Source organism: Streptomyces coelicoflavus, from assembly GCF_045041415.1.
GTDB lineage: Bacteria > Actinomycetota > Actinomycetes > Streptomycetales > Streptomycetaceae > Streptomyces > Streptomyces coelicoflavus.
In genome coordinates, this window is the sequence record NZ_CP108218.1 from 4,319,276 (window position 1) to 4,335,241 (window position 15,966).

Annotated in this window: 14 protein-coding genes; 3 read left to right on the forward strand and 11 right to left on the reverse strand. The window is 72.8% G+C overall.

Annotated elements, in window-relative coordinates; all coding sequences use genetic code 11:
• Nucleotides 1-269: 269 nt before the first annotated feature.
• From pheA to OHA99_RS19090, 7 genes are all read right to left on the reverse strand, one after another.
• Nucleotides 270-1,202 carry a prephenate dehydratase gene (gene pheA / locus OHA99_RS19060; protein WP_153178962.1) on the reverse strand — a complete coding sequence of 311 codons (933 nt, stop codon included), beginning with the start codon at nucleotides 1,200-1,202 and terminating at the stop codon, nucleotides 270-272.
• 79 nt (nucleotides 1,203-1,281) lie between these two features.
• Nucleotides 1,282-2,574 (reverse strand): iron uptake transporter deferrochelatase/peroxidase subunit, encoded by a 1,293-nt coding sequence (gene efeB, locus OHA99_RS19065; RefSeq protein WP_366472885.1) that lies wholly within the window; start codon nucleotides 2,572-2,574, stop codon nucleotides 1,282-1,284.
• An 8-nt stretch (nucleotides 2,575-2,582) separates the two neighbouring features.
• Nucleotides 2,583-4,691, reverse strand: coding sequence for a copper resistance CopC/CopD family protein (locus OHA99_RS19070; RefSeq protein WP_405696875.1), 2,109 nt, complete (start codon nucleotides 4,689-4,691; stop codon nucleotides 2,583-2,585).
• A gap of 13 nt (nucleotides 4,692-4,704) precedes the next feature.
• Nucleotides 4,705-5,220: a copper chaperone PCu(A)C gene (locus tag OHA99_RS19075; protein WP_153178965.1), complete on the reverse strand. Its 516-nt coding sequence runs from the start codon at nucleotides 5,218-5,220 to the stop codon at nucleotides 4,705-4,707.
• A complete protein-coding gene (locus OHA99_RS19080; protein WP_153178966.1) occupies nucleotides 5,217-5,867 on the reverse strand; it encodes an SCO family protein in 651 nt (216 codons plus the stop codon). The genes OHA99_RS19075 and OHA99_RS19080 overlap by 4 nt, the downstream gene beginning before the upstream one ends.
• Before the next feature lie 133 nt (nucleotides 5,868-6,000).
• Nucleotides 6,001-6,759: a YcnI family protein gene (locus tag OHA99_RS19085; protein WP_164384062.1), complete on the reverse strand. Its 759-nt coding sequence runs from the start codon at nucleotides 6,757-6,759 to the stop codon at nucleotides 6,001-6,003.
• 130 nt (nucleotides 6,760-6,889) lie between these two features.
• Nucleotides 6,890-7,729, reverse strand: coding sequence for a hypothetical protein (locus OHA99_RS19090; RefSeq protein WP_153178968.1), 840 nt, complete (start codon nucleotides 7,727-7,729; stop codon nucleotides 6,890-6,892).
• A 242-nt stretch (nucleotides 7,730-7,971) separates the two neighbouring features.
• Here OHA99_RS19090 and OHA99_RS19095 point away from each other — a divergent pair, with 242 nt between their 5' ends.
• Entirely contained in the window at nucleotides 7,972-8,433 is a 462-nt protein-coding gene (locus OHA99_RS19095) for an ATP-binding protein (RefSeq protein WP_153178969.1), read from the forward strand.
• A 68-nt stretch (nucleotides 8,434-8,501) separates the two neighbouring features.
• Here the strand turns inward: OHA99_RS19095 and OHA99_RS19100 are convergent, their stop codons facing one another.
• Together OHA99_RS19100 and OHA99_RS19105 are read right to left on the reverse strand one after the other, a co-directional pair.
• Nucleotides 8,502-9,959 carry an aminopeptidase P family protein gene (locus OHA99_RS19100; RefSeq protein WP_405696880.1) on the reverse strand — a complete coding sequence of 486 codons (1,458 nt, stop codon included), beginning with the start codon at nucleotides 9,957-9,959 and terminating at the stop codon, nucleotides 8,502-8,504.
• 143 nt (nucleotides 9,960-10,102) lie between these two features.
• The gene (locus OHA99_RS19105; protein WP_405696882.1) at nucleotides 10,103-11,536 is read right to left on the reverse strand and encodes a PP2C family protein-serine/threonine phosphatase; all 1,434 of its coding nucleotides are present in this window, start codon (nucleotides 11,534-11,536) and stop codon (nucleotides 10,103-10,105) included.
• Between the two features lie 659 nt (nucleotides 11,537-12,195).
• Here OHA99_RS19105 and OHA99_RS19110 point away from each other — a divergent pair.
• On the forward strand, nucleotides 12,196-12,861 hold the full coding sequence (locus OHA99_RS19110; protein WP_153178972.1) for a bifunctional DNA primase/polymerase: 666 nt from the start codon (nucleotides 12,196-12,198) through the stop codon (nucleotides 12,859-12,861).
• Nucleotides 12,862-12,916: 55 nt separating this feature from the next.
• Nucleotides 12,917-13,657, forward strand: a complete 741-nt coding sequence (locus tag OHA99_RS19115; protein ID WP_405696885.1) for a hypothetical protein — start codon at nucleotides 12,917-12,919, stop codon at nucleotides 13,655-13,657.
• Between the two features lie 244 nt (nucleotides 13,658-13,901).
• Here the strand turns inward: OHA99_RS19115 and OHA99_RS19120 are convergent, their stop codons facing one another.
• Complete coding sequence (locus tag OHA99_RS19120) at nucleotides 13,902-14,867, reverse strand: DUF5926 family protein (protein WP_108987171.1); 966 nt, start codon at nucleotides 14,865-14,867, stop codon at nucleotides 13,902-13,904.
• Nucleotides 14,868-15,218: 351 nt separating this feature from the next.
• A complete protein-coding gene (locus OHA99_RS19125; protein ID WP_153178973.1) occupies nucleotides 15,219-15,857 on the reverse strand; it encodes an ATP-binding protein in 639 nt (212 codons plus the stop codon).
• Between the last annotated feature and the right edge of the window lie 109 nt (nucleotides 15,858-15,966).

Here is a 15,966-nt window from a genome sequence, read left to right on the forward strand (position 1 = left end):
ACTGATCATTCCAAAATCCGGAAGGTGGGCCGTCCAAACCCTCCGAGCCCCCACTTTCGAGTGAAAACGGGACGCTCGGCGTCACTCCGGAGAATGGGGTGCAAGAAACAGGTGGACGAAGGGTGACCTGGACCCCTGTGGGCGAATCGGTCGGCCGTAGGGGGATATGTCGACTGAATGCCGCTTCGTTGTCGACTTGTCCCCAGGTCGAGAAGAGGGCCTGTGGATAACTTCTGTGGACAACGAAAATCAGCAGATAGGCCCGGCGATCAGAACCGGCCGTCCTGGCAGCGTGCCACCCAGTCCGCCGCCGCCACGAAGGCCTCGTCCGAGGTCCCCGGCCGCAGCGCGGCCACGTCCGTCGGCGCGACCTCCGCGCGCGGATACGACCCGAGGTAGCGCACCTGGAGGCAGGACCGCTTCAGGCCCATCAACGCGTCGGCCACCCGCCGGTCGGAGATGTGCCCCTCGGCGTCGATGCAGAAGCAGTAGTTGCCGATGCCCGCACCGGTGGGCCGGGACTGCAGCAGCATCAGGTTGACGCCCCGGGTGGCGAACTCGCCCAGCAGATCGCGCAGGCCGCCGGGGTGGTCGTCGCGCTGCCAGAGCACGACGGAGGTCTTGTCCGCGCCGGTCGGAGCGGCGGGCCGGGCCGGGCGGCCGACCAGCACGAAGCGGGTCTGGGCGTTCTCCGCGTCGTGGATGTCGGCCTCCAGCACCTCGAGGCCGTAGCGCTCGGCGGCGAACTCTCCGGCGAAGGCCGCGTCGTACCGCCCCTCCTGCACCAGGCGGGCGCCGTCCGCGTTGGAGGCGGCCGACTCCCAGGCGGCGTCCGGGAGGTGTGCCTTGAGCCAGTTGCGGACCTGGGGCTGGGCGGCCGGGTGCGCGGTGACCGTCTTGATGTCCGACAGCTTGGTGCCGGGGCGGACCAGCAGGGCGAAGGTGATGGAGAGCAGCACCTCGCGGTAGATCATCAGCGGCTGGCCGGCGACCAGCTCGTCGAGGGTGGTGGTGATGCCGCCCTCGACGGAGTTCTCGATCGGCACGAACGCGGCCTCGGCCTCGCCGGTGCGCACCGCGTCGAGCGCGGACTGGACGGAGACGTACGGGACCAGTTCCCGGGTCGCCGTCTCCGGGAGGGTGCGCAGGGCGACTTCGGTGAAGGTGCCTTCAGGGCCGAGATACGCGTAACTGGCTGGCATGTCCTCACCCTAATGGGCTCGGGAGCGCCCGGCTCACGCGTCTCGTGCGAGCCCCTCCGCGGGGTGACGCGCTCCGGATTCACCCTTCCAGCAGCCGCTGCCCCACGTACTCTCCCTCCGGCGCCCCGCCCGGTACCGCGAACAGGCCGCTCGCCTCGTGCCGGATGAACTGCGACAGCGCGTCGCCCCGGTCCAGCTTGCGCTGCACGGGCACGAAGCCCCGCAGCGGATCGGCCTGCCAGCAGATGAAGAGCAGGCCGGCGTCCGGGACGCCGTCGGCGTCGAAGCCGTCGTGGTACGAGAAGGGGCGGCGGACCATGGCCGCGCCGCCGTTCTGGTCCGGGCGCGTGATCCGGGCGTGGGCGTCGATGGGAACGACCAGTTCTCCGGACGCGTCCGTCTTCTCCAGGTCCATCTCCGTCGTCTCGGTGGCGTCGCCGCCTGCGGACAGCGGCGACCCGTCGGACTTGCGGCGCCCGATGACGTCCTCCTGTGCCTTGACCGACAGCTTCTCCCAGTCGTCGAGGAGCATGCGGATACGGCGTACGACGACGTAGGAGCCGTTCGCCATCCAGGCCGGGCCGCCCTTGCCGGTTCCGGACCCCTCCGGCACGAAGATCCGCTCGTCGAAGTCGGCGTCGGCGGGCTTGGGGTTGCGGGTGCCGTCGACCTGGCCCATGAGGTTGCGGGCCGTCATGGGGTGGGCGGTGGCACCCGGCGAACGGTTGAAGCCGTTCATCTGCCAGCGGACGCGGGCGGCCGTCCCGGCGTCCTGCTGGATCGCGCGCAGGGCGTGGAAGGCCACCAGGGCGTCGTCGGCGCCGATCTGCACCCACAGGTCGCCGTTGCTGCGCTTCTTGTCGAGGTGGTCGGAGGAGAAGTCGGGGAGCGGGTCGAGCGCGACCGGGCGCTGCTGCTCCAGTCCGGTCCGGCCGAAGAAGCTGTGTCCGAAGCCGAAGGTGACGGTCAGCGAGGACGGCCCGGCGTCCTGGGCCACGCCCGTGTCACGGGTCGCGGCCGGCTCGCCCGCCATCAGCCGCCGGGCCGTGTCGGACCAGCGGCGCAGGAGTGCGGCGGCCTCCTTGCGGCCGGCGCCGGCCGCGAGGTCGAAGGCGACGAGGTGGCCGCGGGCCTGCATGGCGGTGGTGATGCCGGGCTGATGTTTCCCGTGAAACATCGCCCGCCCGCTGCCGAGCGAGGCGAGGGGCGCGGCGGCGGAGGAGGGCGCGGCGGCGTAACCCGCGGCGGCGCCCGCCGCGCCGAGGACGAGCCCGGTGGCACCGGCGGTGCCGAGCAGGCGCCGTCGTGAGATGCCCTCCGGGGTGGTGGTGTCCTCGGCGCTGCGGGCCTGTGGGACGGACTGGTCAGCCATGGTGCGGTTCAGCCGATCTGCGCGTTCTTGGAGAGAGTGACCTGGTCGATGTCGGAGGTCCGTACGGTGACGGCGACTTCCCAGTCTCCGGCCATCGGGATCTGTACTTGGCTCGCCGACCAGTGGCCGGTGGTGATGTGGTCGGGCGCGACGGGCAGGGGCCCGATGTCCTTGGCCTTCTGGGTGAGGGCCACCTTCACCTCGGGGATGTCGAAGGCGGTCCCGTCCGGGCGTTCGACGTAGAGGTGCAGGTCGTTGGAGCCGACCCGGGCGGGGTCGAGTTCGACCCGTACGACGCCCTTGCCGTTCTGGCCGCCGGTGTCGAAGGGCATGTCCAGTGTCACCGCGCCGGTGGAGGGGGCGGCGGTAGCGGCGGAGGCCGCCCCGGCGGCCTTGGCCTCCTCCTCGGTGCGGCCCGGCTCGGTCTGGGTCAGGAGGGTGGTGACGGCGAGCAGGACGACGGCGACGCCCGCCTCGGCGAGCACGGAGCGGCGCAGTCCGAAGCGGTGCGGGTCGGAGTCCCGTTGCCGTTTCTGCCGGGCGTTGTCGACGGCCGCGCGCTGCCGGGCGAGCTGCGCGGCACGCTTGGAGCCGCCGGAACCCTTCCCGGCGCCGGAGGCCTTCCCGGCGCCGGACGTCTTCCCGGCGGCCTCGTCCTTCTCCGTGCTCCCGGTCTTGGCCGCCGCTGCGGTCTTCTCCGCGGTTCCGGTCTTGGCCGCCGTTCCGGATTTCCCCGCGCTCCCGGTCTTGGCCGCTGCCGCGGTCGTCTCCGAGGCTCCGGTCTTTCCTGACGCTCGGGTCTTCTCCGGGGCTTTCGCCCTGTCGTTCCCGCGGCCGTCCGAAGCGGCCACGCGTTCCTTCTTCCGCTGCCCGGCGACGGCGGGTACCGCCTCCGCCAGCTGTGCCGTCCAGCGCCGGGAGAAGTACGCGACGCCGACGAGTACCGCCACGAGCCCGATCTTGAGGAGGAGCAGCTGTCCGTAGCGGGTGTCGGTGAAGGCCGTCCAGGAGCCGAGCTGGCGCCAGGACTGGTAGGTGCCGGTCGCCACCAGCGCGACCACGCTGGCGAAGGCGACGCGCGAGAACCGGCGTACGGCGAGGGCGGGCACCGGTGTGTCCGCCGGGCCGCAGTACAGGGCGACGAGCAGTGCGGCGAGTCCGCCGAGCCAGGTGGCGACGGCGATCAGGTGGACGACGTCGACCGGCATGGCGAGACCGGCCTGGAGGCCGACGGAGGCGTGCTCGGACATGGCCCAGGTCGCCGCGAGGCCGGCCGCCACGACGCTGCCGCCGACCGCGAGCCCGAAGGTGAGGTCCCGCTTTTCCTCGTCCTCCCTCTTGTCGTACGCGCCGAAGAGCACGGCGATGAACAGCGCGGCCGCCGCGAGCAGCAGCAGCCGGGAGACCAGCGCGGCGCCGGCCTTGGTCTGCAGCACCTCGCCGAGCAGGCTCAGGTCGAAGATGTCGGCGGCCTTCCCGGAGCCGGTGTAGGAGCCGCGCAGCAGGAGGAGCAGGAGGGTGGCGGCGGTCAGCGCGAGCCAGCCGGAGACGACGAACCGCTGCACGACGCGCACCCCCGAGCCGCGCGGCCAGCAGGCGAGGACGAAGGCGGCACCGCCCACCAGGACGGCGAAGGCCGCGTAGGACACGTACCGCCCGACGCCGTACAGCCCGCCGACGAACCCGCCGCCCGCCGCCTGCCCGGAGACGGAGACCGAGGTCTCGGAGGGGGCGCCGACGGAGAAGGTGTAGGCGCCGGCGACCGGGTGGCTGTCGGCGGAGACGACCTGGTAGGCCACCGTGTAGGTGCCGTCGGGCAGCCCGGCGTGCAGCTTCACGGAGTACGTCGTGCCGTCGGTGCCGGACGGTCTGCCGTCGTCGACGCGTTTGCCCTTGGGGTCCAGGACGCGCAGCGAGTCGTCGTCCATGGAGACCGACTCGGAGAAGGTGAGCGACACCTGGGCCGGGGCCTTGTCGACCACCGCCCCCTGCCGGGGGTCGCTGCCGGTCAGCGCGGCGTGCGCGGAGGCCGGTGCGGCGCCGGCCAGCAGCGCGCAGGCCGCGGCCAGGAGCAGCAGCACCAGGGTCCGGACGCGCGGGGCGATGGTCTGCGTCAAGGTGGTCCCTCCCTCAGTGTCCGGAGTCTTCGGTGTGCCCGGAGTGTCCGGTGGTGGGCTGGTAGGTGGCCGCCTTCACGGGCAGCTCGACCGTGACGGGGCCGGAGTGGGCGAAGTGCAGTTCGACGGCGACCGAGTGGCCCTGCTTCGGCTGTTGCTTCAGCTTCTCGAACATCAGGTGGTTCCCGCCGCTCTTGAACACGAGTTGACCGTGGGCGGGGACCTCGAGGCGGTCGACCTGCTTCATGGTCCCGTCGACGGTCTCGTGCACGGTGACCTCGCCGGCCTCGCTGGTGACGGAGGTCAGTTCGTCCGCGGTGCCGCCCTCGTTGGTGATCGTGAGGAATCCGGCCGCCATCGAGTCGGAGACGGGCTGCGGTATGTAGGCGGCGTCGACGGAGAGTTCGGCGCCGGAGGCCGAGGAGTCGGAGTCCGAGCCGCCGCAGCCCGCGAGGGTCAGGGCGCCGATCACCGCGACGGCGGCGAGGGCGGGGCGGCGCTTCAGGGGCCCTTCCGCGGGCCGCCTCACGGGTTCTCCCCCTTGATGAGCTTGGGGAGGTCCTTGGTGTAGTCCTCGACCGTTGCGTCCTCGCCGTAGAGGACGTAGCCCGCGTCGGACTTCGGGGAGAAGGCGACGACCTGGGTGCCGTGGGTCGAGACGATCTCGCCGTCCTTGTCCTTGGTCGGCGGGTCGATCGAGATGCCGAGGGTGCGGGCGCCCGCCTGGATGGTGTCGAACTCGCCGGTGAGGCCGACGATCTGCGGGTCGATGCCCTTGAGCCACTTGCCGAGCGCGGCCGGGGTGTCGCGCTCCGGGTCGGTGCTGACGAACACGACGCGGAGCTTGTCCTGCTCCGCCTGGGGGAGCTGCTTCTTGGCCACGGCGACGTTGTTCATGGTCAGCGGGCAGACGTCGGGGCAGTGGGTGTAGCCGAAGTAGATCAGGGTGGGCTTGCCTGCGGTCTGCTCGCGCAGGTCGTACTTCTTGCCCTGGGTGTCGGTCAGGACCAGGTCGGGCTTCTCGAAGGGCTTGTCGAGGACGGTGGCGGCCTGCTGGCTGGTGTCCTCGGAGACCACGGTCACGGGCTTGTCGCTGTCGGCGCCGCTGCCGCAGGCGGACAGCGTCAGAGTGGCGGCGGCGAGCAGGGCGGCCATGGCGAACGTCTTCTTGCGCATAGAAAAATGTCCCAGATGTGAAGTGCTCCGGTGCGCGCCGGGGTCCGTCGGACGGACCGACGGACGGTGTCCGGCGCGCACCGGACGAGAGGATGCGCCGGCGAGGGACGCCGGCGCACCGGCACGGGAGCTGTTACGCCGCCGTGCCGGAGTTGCGCCGACGGCCGGCCAGCACGCCGTACGCGACGCCCGCCGCACCGACGACGATGCCGACGATGCCGAGGACGCGGGCGGTGGTGTCACTGCCGTCGCCGGAGCCGGAGTCCGACGCGGAGGTGTCGGCGGCGGTGTTCTGAGCGGCCGCCTCGGTGTCGTCGGCCTTCGCGTCCGATCCCGAGGCGCCGTGGGCGTCGTCCTCGGCCGCGGACAGCTTGAGCACGGGCGCCGGGGTGTCGGGCTCTTCCTGGCCCTCCTGCGGCACCTCGATCCAGCGCACGACCTCCTTGTTGGAGTACGTCTGGATCGCCTTGAACACCAGCTGGTCGGCGTCCTCGGGCAGCGCGCCGATGGACACCGGGAACTTCTGGAAGTAGCCGGGCTCGACGCCCTTGCCGTCGGCGGTCCAGGTCACCTTGGTGACGACCTCGGTGATCTGCTTGCCGTGCGACTCCAGCGGCTTGGCCGGCTTGGCCTTGGTGACCTCGGCCTTCCAGCCCGGGACCGGCTGCGGCATCACGGACGCCAGCGGGTGGTCGGTGGGGAAGTTGACCTCCAGCTTGGTGGTGGAGGCGTTGTCGCGCTCGTTGGGGACCTTGAAGTCGACGACCGCGTAGCCGCCCTTGGCGGCCGCGCCCTCCGGCTGCACGCTGACGTGTGCGAAGGCGGGAGCGGACAGGGCGAGGACGGCGAGGCCGGACACGGCGCCGGCGGCGGCGATACGGGAAGCCTTCATGGATGAGTACTCCGCTTCGTGGGGACACCGGTGGTGAGCCGGTGCCGGGTGACGGGAGGAACGCGCGCACGCGCGCGAGCCGCACGACGGCGGCCCCTCCCGGGGGAAGCGGGACGGCGGTCGCGTCGTGTCAGGCGGTGAGGGCGAACGCGCCACTCGGCGGACCGCGCCTGACGACCGTGTGCTGGAGCGCGGTGGTACGGGGCCTGGGCGGCACCCGCAGGGCGGGACGCGGCAGCCGGGGGCCCGTGCCGGGGGCACCGGCGAGCCCGGCGTGCAGGGTGCGCACCAGGGAGAGCGCGGCGCGCAGGGCGCGGACGAACGCCGCTTCGGCCATGGAGTGGGCCGAGTGCGCCGACAGTTCGACGAGCCGGGCCAGTGCCAGGTCCCCGCGCCGCAGCAGCCAGCCGGCGGCCAGGGCCGCGAGGACGTGGCCGAGCAGCATCGGCAGGGACGGCAGCAGCGAGGCGGAGGTACCGGCGGTGGACAGGGCGTCGGCCGGGTGGTGCGCCGCGCCGGTGGTGGCGTCGGGGGCGACGCGCGCGTCGGTGAGGATGCGCTGGGCCTGGGTGGGGCTGATCGCCGCCGCGGTGGTCCCGCAGACCAGCCGTGCGGCCTGCTGGACCAGTGAGGCGTCGGACAGGGCGCCCGTCCCGCCGCCGGAGGCCGTGGCCGGGGTGGCGACGGTGGTGCCGTGTTGGCCAAGACCGAACAGGGCGTGCAGGGCGGTCTGTCCGAGGGCGAGCAGCGTCACGATGCCGGCCAGCGAGCGCAGGCGCCCGGCGAGCGGCACGGCGACCAGGACCGCCCCGAGGAATCCCGCGCCCAGCGACCACAGCGGAACGGTGGCGCAGGAGGCGAGGGTGTGCCCCGCCGCGGCCAGCACGACGCAGACCGCGGCGAACACCGCGGCCCGCAGGATCCGGAGGTCGTTCCCGGAGCGCGCCGTTGGCGGGTGGGGGGCAGTCATGGCGGGCTCATCATCGCACTCACGGCCCACGCCCCGTACGGCAGGTCCACAAGATGCCGTACGGCCGGAAGGCGGGGAACGGTACCGAAGGTCACCTTCTGTCCACGCGTCGCGCGGCATACACCGATCGGCGGCGGTGACGCATCCGCCAGACGAGCGGTGTCACGGGCGCAGCGTGCTTACGCCCGGGCATGAGGGGCAATACGTATCGGTATGTCGAGCCGCGGCCGGGAGGCTGGAGCATGAGCATCTGGTGGTCACTCCATTTGCGGCGCGAGGCTGCGAGCGTGCCCCTGGCCCGCCGGCTGCTGATCGGCACCATGGAGACCGCGGGCGTCGACCCCGACATCTCCTTCGACCTCTCCGTCGCGCTGAGCGAGGCCTGCGCCAACGCCGTCGAGCACGGCGGGGACGACGGGTCCGGCGGCACCGGTGAGGCGTACCGGGTCACGGCCTACCTGGACGGTGAGCGGTGCCGTATCGAGGTCGCCGACACCGGCCCCGGTTTCCCCGCCGCCGCGGGCGGACCGCAGGGCGTGGCCCGTCCGGCGCACCCGGAGGCGGAGAGCGGCCGCGGCCTGTGTCTCATCAGGGAGCTCGCCGACCACGTCCACATCGGCGGTACGCCGGGGTGCGCCGGTGCCGTGGTGAGCTTCGACAAGATCCTCAAGTGGCGCGAGAACGCCCCGCTGGTGGCGGTCTGACGGAACGCCCCCGGCAAACGGCGACGGCCGGGCATCCCGCGCGGGGTGCCCGGCCGTCGAACGGTGTGTCAGCCCTTGAGCACGGCCATCCACTCCTCGACCTCGTCCGACCGGCGCGGCAGACCGGCGGACAGGTTCCGGTTGCCGTCGGCGGTGACGAGGATGTCGTCCTCGATGCGCACGCCGATGCCCCGGTACTCCTCGGGCACGGTCAGGTCGTCGGCCTGGAAGTACAGGCCCGGCTCGACGGTGAGCACCATGCCGGGCTCCAGCGTGCCGTCGACGTACGCGTCGACGCGCGCGGCGGCGCAGTCGTGGACGTCCATGCCGAGCATGTGACCGGTGCCGTGCAGCGTCCAGCGGCGCTGCAGGCCCAGCTCGAGGACCCGCGCGACGGGCCCCTCGACCAGACCCCACTCGACGAGCCGCTCGGCCAGCACACGCTGGGAGGCGTCGTGGAAGTCCCGGAACTTGGCTCCCGGCTGCACCGCCGCGATGCCGGCCTCCTGGGAGTCGTACACGGCGTCGTAGATCTTCTTCTGGAGCTCGCTGTAGCGGCCGTTGATCGGCAGGGTGCGCGTCACGTCGGCGGTGTAGTACGTGTGCGTCTCCACGCCGGCGTCCAGCAGCAGCAGGTCGCCGGAGCGGACCGGGCCGTCGTTGCGGACCCAGTGCAGGGTGCAGGCGTGCGGTCCGGCGGCGCAGATGGAGCCGTAGCCGACGTCGTTGCCCTCGACGCGCGCGCGGAGGAAGAAGGTGCCCTCGATGTAGCGCTCGCTGGTCGCCTCGGCCTTGTCGAGGACCTTCACGACGTCCTCGAAGCCGCGCACGGTGGAGTCGACGGCCTTCTGCAGCTCGCCGATCTCGAACTCGTCCTTGACCAGGCGGGCCTCGGAGAGGAAGACGCGCAGTTCCTCGTCGCGCTCGGCGGTGACCTTGTCGGTCAGGGCGGCCTCGAGGCCGGCGTCGTAGCCGCGTACGACGCGCACCGGTCCGGTGGCCTCGCGCAGGCTGTCGGCCAGTTCGCGGACGTCGGAGGCGGGGATGCCGTACAGCTTCCCGGCCTCGGTGAGGGAGTGGCGGCGGCCGACCCACAGCTCGCCCATGCCGTTCAGCCAGAACTCGCCGTTCTCCCGGTCCGAGCGCGGCAGGAGGTAGAGCGTCGCGGTGTGGCCGTCGCCCTCGGGCTCCAGGACCAGGACGCCGTCGTCGGTCTGGTTGCCGGTCAGGTACGCGTACTCGACCGAGGCGCGGAAGGCGTACTCAGTGTCGTTGGAGCGGGTCTTCAGGTTGCCCGCGGGGATCACCAGGCGCTCGCCGGGGAAGCGGGCGGACAGTGCGGCACGGCGGGCGGCGGTCTCGGCGGCCTGGGCGATCGGCTCCAGGTCGCGCAGCTCCGTGTCGGCCCAGCCGGACTTCATGCTCTCGGCCAGCTCGTCGGACACGCCCGGGTACAGGCCGTTCTTGCGCTGCTTGATCGGCTCTTCGGTCTCGTCCGGGTTCTCCGGGGTGAGCTCCTCCGCCACGGTCATCCTCCTCGATACGGCACTGGACCACCCCCATCGTACGGTCGTACGGAAGGGGGCCCAGGGCCGAAGGGCCTGTTACCGGGAGGCGTTACCGTCCGTTATGTGTGACGTGCGGGGCGTCAGCGCGTTTCGGGTGCCCGTTATTCGAACCTGACCGCCAGCAGGACGACGTCCTCCTCGGAGTCCGCCTCCGCCCTGCCGCCGGGCAGCACCGTGCGCAGGACGTGCTCGACGACCGCGTCCGGGTCGTGGCGCGCGGCCCGGGGTACGCCCGCCGCCGCCGCGTGCAGCCGGGCGAAGGCACGGTCGGCCGGGTCGCCGGTGCGGTGCAGCAGTCCGTCGGAGTAGAGCAGAACCGTCTCTCCGGGTTCGGCCTGGAGCTCCACGCTGGGCGCCTCCCAGCAGGCGAGCATGCCGAGCGGTGCGGAGACGGACGTCTCGACGAACTCGGTGCGCCGCTCCCCGACGAGCAGGGGTGGGCTGTGCCCGGCGCCGGCGAGGGTGATCCGGCGCAGCGCGGGCTCGCAGTAGCCGAAGAGCGCGGTGGCCGAGCGGGCCGGCTCGGTGAGCCGCAGCAGCAGTTCCAGGTCGGACAGGACGGCGACCGGGTCCTCGCCCTCCATCACGGCGTACGCCCGCAGCGAGGCGCGCAGCCGTCCCATCGCGGCGACGGCGCTGGGTCCCGACCCGGTGACGGAGCCGACGGCGAGGCCGAGGGCGGCGTCCGGCAGCGGCAGCGCGTCGTACCAGTCGCCGCCGCCGCGCGGGCCGGTGCGGTGCCGGACGGCGAGCTGTACGCCGGGCACCCGGGGCAGGCGGGAGGGCAGCAGCTCCTCGACCATCGTCGCCATGGCGGAGCGGGTGCGCTCGACCTCCAGGAGGCGGGTCAGGTGCTGTGCGGCGTACCGGACGTACAGGCCGGCGAGGTGGCGCTGCCGGTCCGCCGGTTCGGCGGGCTCGTCGTAGAGCCAGACGGCGGCGCCGAGGCGCGCGGTGCCCTCGGCGGACAGGGGGAGCGCGTAGCTGGCGGCGTAGCCGAGGCGGGCGGCGACCTCGCGGTGGCGGGGGTCGAGGGTCTTCTCGGCGAGCAGGTCGGGTTCGGCGACGCCGCCCTCGTCGACCGGCAGTCCGTCCAGGATCCGTCCGTAGGACAGGGCGCTGCGGGGCACGGTCTCGATGTGGCCGAGGTCGGCGCGGGCGAGGCCGAGGCCGACGGTGGTGTCGGGGCCGAGTCCGTCGGCCGGTTCCAGTACGACGAGGCCGCGCCGGGCGCCGACCAGGGCGGCGCCGGCGCGCAGCAGTTCCTGGAGGCCGTCGGCGAGGGTGCCCGTGCGGACCAGGCGTTCGGTCAGTTCGTGCAGGGTCGTGAGGTCCGAGACCCAGCCGGCGAGCCGGTCCTGGAGGAGGGCGCCGGGGGCGCACGGGGCGCCTGAGGCGTCCGTGACGGCCGCGGTGTCCGTCGTGGGGGCTTCCGTCGCCGGGGAGGCGCCCGAAGCGGCGGACGCGACAGTGTGTGCGGGGGACGGAACCGTTGAATCGATTCCGGCCACTTTCGCTGGGTGCGGGGCGTTCATGGCGTCCGGTCTTTCGACCGGTGCTTACTGCTCAAAAGCATCGCAAACCCCCATGTCATTCTGCGCCGCTAGCAGTGTCTCCACATGTACACGCACTCGTAAGGGGATGTCCAGCATTGTCCTGCCGGGATTCGTGGTGTCCATGGGGTGCGAGCGGCCTCCTTCCCGACCCCTTGCGGAAAAGCGAAATTGGCTTGAAACTGCCCCAGAGGACGCCTTGTTGCGGTCGACTGGGGGTGCTTCACGGAGCGTCACAACGGTCGTGATGGGTACGTACTCGGAGAAGACCAGGGGTGGTTGGGGGCCACCTGGAACCTGGTGACGGACCCGGGCGTCCTATCCACCGACGACCGTGCCCCATCCTCCCGTGGCGGAGGCGGAGAGAAATACGCGCGACGGCAAAACGCCAGACTTCGCCACCCCCGCGCCACGCCCATGCTTTTGACAGACGCAGTGGCCGGACCGTCACGGACGCAGTCAGTGCTCGACCCACAGGGGTTTCCCTTGCCCTTGGCTGAGGTGTTCCCCGGGGAATCCCCGTGGGGGCGTCCCCCGGCAGGGGTGTGATGCGCCACCAGCAACGCACAGCGAAGTGATCGACACATGGTGTGAAGAGACCACGGTGTTGCCAGGCGTGCAACGGAAAGGAACGAGCGCTCATGCGCGAGATCCTCGGAAGGCGACGCAGGCTCCTGTCCCAGCACGACGACGGGCGGCCTGAGCTGATCGGCGCGGCCCTGACCTACGCGGCGCAATGGCGGTGGCCCGTGCTCCCGGGCGCGGCGGCGGACCCGCGGGCGCGCTCGCGCTGCTCCTGCCCCGACCCCGAATGCACGGTGCCGGGCGCGCACCCCTTCGACCCCGGCCTTCTCGCCGCGACCACCGACGCCCGCATGGTGCGCTGGTGGTGGACCAACCGGCCGACCGCCCCGGTCGTCCTGGCCACCGGAGGCAGCGCGCCGTGCGCCGTCTCCCTGCCCGCCCTGCCGGCCGCCCACGCCCTTGCCGCGCTCGACCGCGCCGGGCTGCGGATCGGCCCGGTCGTCGCCTCGCCGACCCGCTGGGCGCTGCTGGTCAGGCCGTACTCCATGGAGCAGTTGGGCGAGCTGCTCTACGCCAAGGACTTCGTCCCCGGCTCCCTGCGCTTCCACGGCGAGGGCGGCTATCTCGCGCTGCCCCCGTCCGAGACCGGCGCCGGCACAGTCCGCTGGGAGCGGGCGCCGCTGCCCGGCTCCGCCGCGCCCTGGGTGCCGGACGTGGAGGCCGTGGTGGACGCGGTGGTCGACGCCCTCACTCGTAAGGGTGTGAGCGCGCCCGAGTTGTAAGGGTGTCCGGCGCGCGCCGGGTCCGCGCCCGCTCTCGGTCGTTATCGTCCGCCCCATGCCGCTTCATGCTGGGGAGCACCGCGCCGCCGGCCCGCGCCGCGCCGGGCCACGCCGTCGCGGGCCGGACCGTCGGCGGCTCCGTCTCTACGGGCTGGCGGGTGTCGTGGTGTGCGCGGTCGTACTGCCGTTCGCGGTGGCGTCCGCGGGACCCTCGGGCGACGGGGGCGAGGGGACGCCCGTGACCGTGCCGCTCCTCGCGCGGGGCGGCGACGGAAAGGCCCCCGCTTCCGGGGCGGAGCCGGGCACCTGGCCCGGGACCGAGGCAGGGGGTGGGTCCGGGGAAGCCGACCGTGTCGCGCCGGAGACCGAGCCCGCCCGTTCGGCGTTGCCGCCCGGCCCTGCGCTGGCCGCGCGCTGCGGTCCCGAACTCACCTCGCCCGCGGGCGTCGAGGCGCAGACCTGCGTCCTGGCCAGGGGTGCGGAGACCTGGGCGCGGACCTACTACCGCAATGTCACCGGCGGCCCGCTCGAGTCCGTCCTGAGCCTCATGGGGCCCGAGGGGCGCAGCGTGCGCACGCGCTGTGCGGTGAGCGCCGAGGACGCGCCGGGCACCTGCGAGACGCCACCGGACACCGGGAGCACGGCCCGGGGCGGACTGGCGGGGTACACCGCGATCGCGGAGTTCGCGCGCCGGGCCGGGTACGGGCCGCTGCTGCTGCGTGCCGGAAGCGCCGGAAGCGCCGGAGACGGCCGAGATGGCGGAGAGCGCAACTCGCCTGCGGAAACGGCCGGTTGACGGGCGACTGCGGTGCGTGTGCGACTCGGCACACGCAAAGACCCGGTTGCTGGCGACGGGGGATGCACCAGCAACCGGGCTACTGAAACGGTAACAAGAGATCGGCGGTTAGCAAATTCGATCTCATGTTTTCCGGTCACCGACTGGCTTGTCTCCACGGGGAGTTGTGACCGGAGTCACGCGTGTGGGGGCCCCGCTCCGGCTGACCGGTCGGTCAGCCGGAGCGTCTCCGGCGGGCCGGGGCTCAGCTGAGCGTGACCTGCCGGTTGGTCAGACCACCGCGCGCCCGGCGCTCGTCGTGAGTGAGCGGAGCGTCCGCCGCCAGTGCCTCGGCGAGCCGCTCGGCGAACTCCGCGGCCGGCTTCTCGATGTCCTGCGCGGTGATCTCGCTCGGCAGGTCCCACACCGGCACGGTGAGCCCGTGGGCTCGGAAGGAGCCGACGAGACGGGTGCCCTCACCGAGGGACGACCGGCCCGCGGCGTGCAGCCGGGCAAGGGCGTCCAGAAGCCGCTCCTCCTCGTGCGGCATGACCCAGCGCAGGTGGTTCTTGTCCGGCGTCTCGCACCAGTACGCGGCGTCCACGCCCTGGAGCCGGACGGTGGGGATGGCCGCGGCGTTGGCCCGCTCCAGGGAGGCGGTGACGTCCGGCGTGGCGTTGTCCGGGTCCGGCACCCAGAACTCGAAGCCGGAGTGCACCTCCGGCTCGAAGGCGCCCTCGGGGGCGAGCAGGTCCTGAAGCCGGGGACCGTCGGCCGGCGCGCGGCGCCCCTGCACCGGGGTGCCCGGCTCGGCGGTCAGCGCCCGCGCGAGGGTGTCGGCGAGGTCGCGGCTGATGTCGCCCGACGCCGTGTCGTTCTGGAGGCCGAGCAGGACCGAGCCGTCGTCGCGGCGCAGTGCGGGCCAGGCCATCGGCAGCACCGTGGCCAGCGTGACGGAGGGGACGCCCTCGGGCAGGCCGTCCCGCAGGGTCAGCCCGACCGTGGCCGCAGGCACCAGCTCCCGCAGCGCCACCCAGTCGCACTCGCCGGGCAGCCCTTCGAACGGGCGCTGCACCAGCGCGGTCGTGGCCTGCGCGGCGGTCCGGCCGTGACAGGCCTTGTACCGGCGGCCGCTGCCGCAGGGGCAGGGCTCGCGGGCGCCGACGACCGGGACCTCGGCATCGTCGAGCTGGGGCCGCTTGGCCTTCGTCTGGGGTCGCTTCTTGGCCATCGTGGGTGTCTCCCGGTTACGGCTCTACTCGTACGGGCGCGAGCCTAGCCGTTCCGGCCCCGGCCGACGGGACGCTGTGGACAACGGGCGGTCTGTGGACAACTCGCCCCGGCCGATGCCGTACACGTGGCCGACGGCCGGCTCGGTGCGTCGAGTCAGGAAGCGCGGGCCTGCGTCTTTGGGGCCGAGCCCACGAGGAGCGGGTCCAGCGGGTCAAGAGACTCGCCGGACCGGGCCGACTCCTCGGACGGCCTGACTCCTCGGACGGCCCGACTCCTCGAACCGGGCCGCCCGCGCCGAACGCGAGGCACACGCGCGTGCCGAGCGACGGCGGGGCCGGGCTGCGGCTGCTCAGCCCAGGTCGTCGAAGGCGTCCGCGAAGTCCAGACCGGGGATCTCCGAGACCGCCGGTGCCGAGATCCGGGCGGCGAAGTCGTCCCGCCGGTGCCCGGCGTCCGGGTCGTGCACGTCGGCGTGGACGACGACCCAGACCGTGACCTCTCCGCGGGCGTCGTCCCGTACGCCCCAGTCGTCGGCGAGCGCCGTGATGATGTTCAGCCCGCGGCCGCCGTGCGCGGTGACCGAGGGGGTCGCCGGAGCCGGGCGGGTCGGGCCGCCGCCGTCCGTGACCTCCACGAGCAGCCGGCCGCCCGCGTCCACCTGCCACGCGGCGCGGACGTCGCCGTCCCCGGCCAGGGCGTCGCCCAGCGGCCGACCGTGCTTGCACGCATTGCTCAACAGTTCGGAAAGGACCAGTACGGCGTCGTCGATGACCGATTCCGCGACGCCGCCCCTGCGCAACTGATCACGCATGCGGTGTCTTGCTTCCCCCACGCCCGCAGGGCCATGGGGCACGGCCATGCTCGACGACGTGGGCACCTCCTGTGCCACCACCAACGCCACCCCCGAGACCTCCTTCGCCCCACGCCACGGTGTGGATGCCCCATCGCCCAGAGCCGGAAACCGGCCGATCCCCGCACGGTGACGCATTCGACACGGTCGAACACGCACCGAACGCGCCGGAGCACTCCCCGTAATTACATGGCTTGATTTGGTCGGTGTGGCCGAGACCGGAGAATGGAGCAGCCGGGCCGCCGGG

What these genes read in the sequence shown, in the direction of transcription:
- pheA (WP_153178962.1), bottom strand. Translation starts at nt 1,202, where the DNA reads ATGCCAGCCAGTTACGCGTATCTCGGCCCTGAAGGCACCTTCACCGAA.
- efeB (WP_366472885.1), bottom strand. Translation starts at nt 2,574, where the DNA reads ATGGCTGACCAGTCCGTCCCACAGGCCCGCAGCGCCGAGGACACCACC.
- OHA99_RS19080 (WP_153178966.1), bottom strand. Translation starts at nt 5,867, where the DNA reads ATGCGCAAGAAGACGTTCGCCATGGCCGCCCTGCTCGCCGCCGCCACT.
- OHA99_RS19085 (WP_164384062.1), bottom strand. Translation starts at nt 6,759, where the DNA reads ATGAAGGCTTCCCGTATCGCCGCCGCCGGCGCCGTGTCCGGCCTCGCC.
- OHA99_RS19090 (WP_153178968.1), bottom strand. Translation starts at nt 7,729, where the DNA reads ATGACTGCCCCCCACCCGCCAACGGCGCGCTCCGGGAACGACCTCCGG.
- OHA99_RS19095 (WP_153178969.1), top strand. Translation starts at nt 7,972, where the DNA reads ATGAGCATCTGGTGGTCACTCCATTTGCGGCGCGAGGCTGCGAGCGTG.
- OHA99_RS19105 (WP_405696882.1), bottom strand. Translation starts at nt 11,536, where the DNA reads ATGAACGCCCCGCACCCAGCGAAAGTGGCCGGAATCGATTCAACGGTT.
- OHA99_RS19110 (WP_153178972.1), top strand. Translation starts at nt 12,196, where the DNA reads ATGCGCGAGATCCTCGGAAGGCGACGCAGGCTCCTGTCCCAGCACGAC.
- OHA99_RS19115 (WP_405696885.1), top strand. Translation starts at nt 12,917, where the DNA reads ATGCCGCTTCATGCTGGGGAGCACCGCGCCGCCGGCCCGCGCCGCGCC.
- OHA99_RS19120 (WP_108987171.1), bottom strand. Translation starts at nt 14,867, where the DNA reads ATGGCCAAGAAGCGACCCCAGACGAAGGCCAAGCGGCCCCAGCTCGAC.
- OHA99_RS19125 (WP_153178973.1), bottom strand. Translation starts at nt 15,857, where the DNA reads ATGCGTCACCGTGCGGGGATCGGCCGGTTTCCGGCTCTGGGCGATGGG.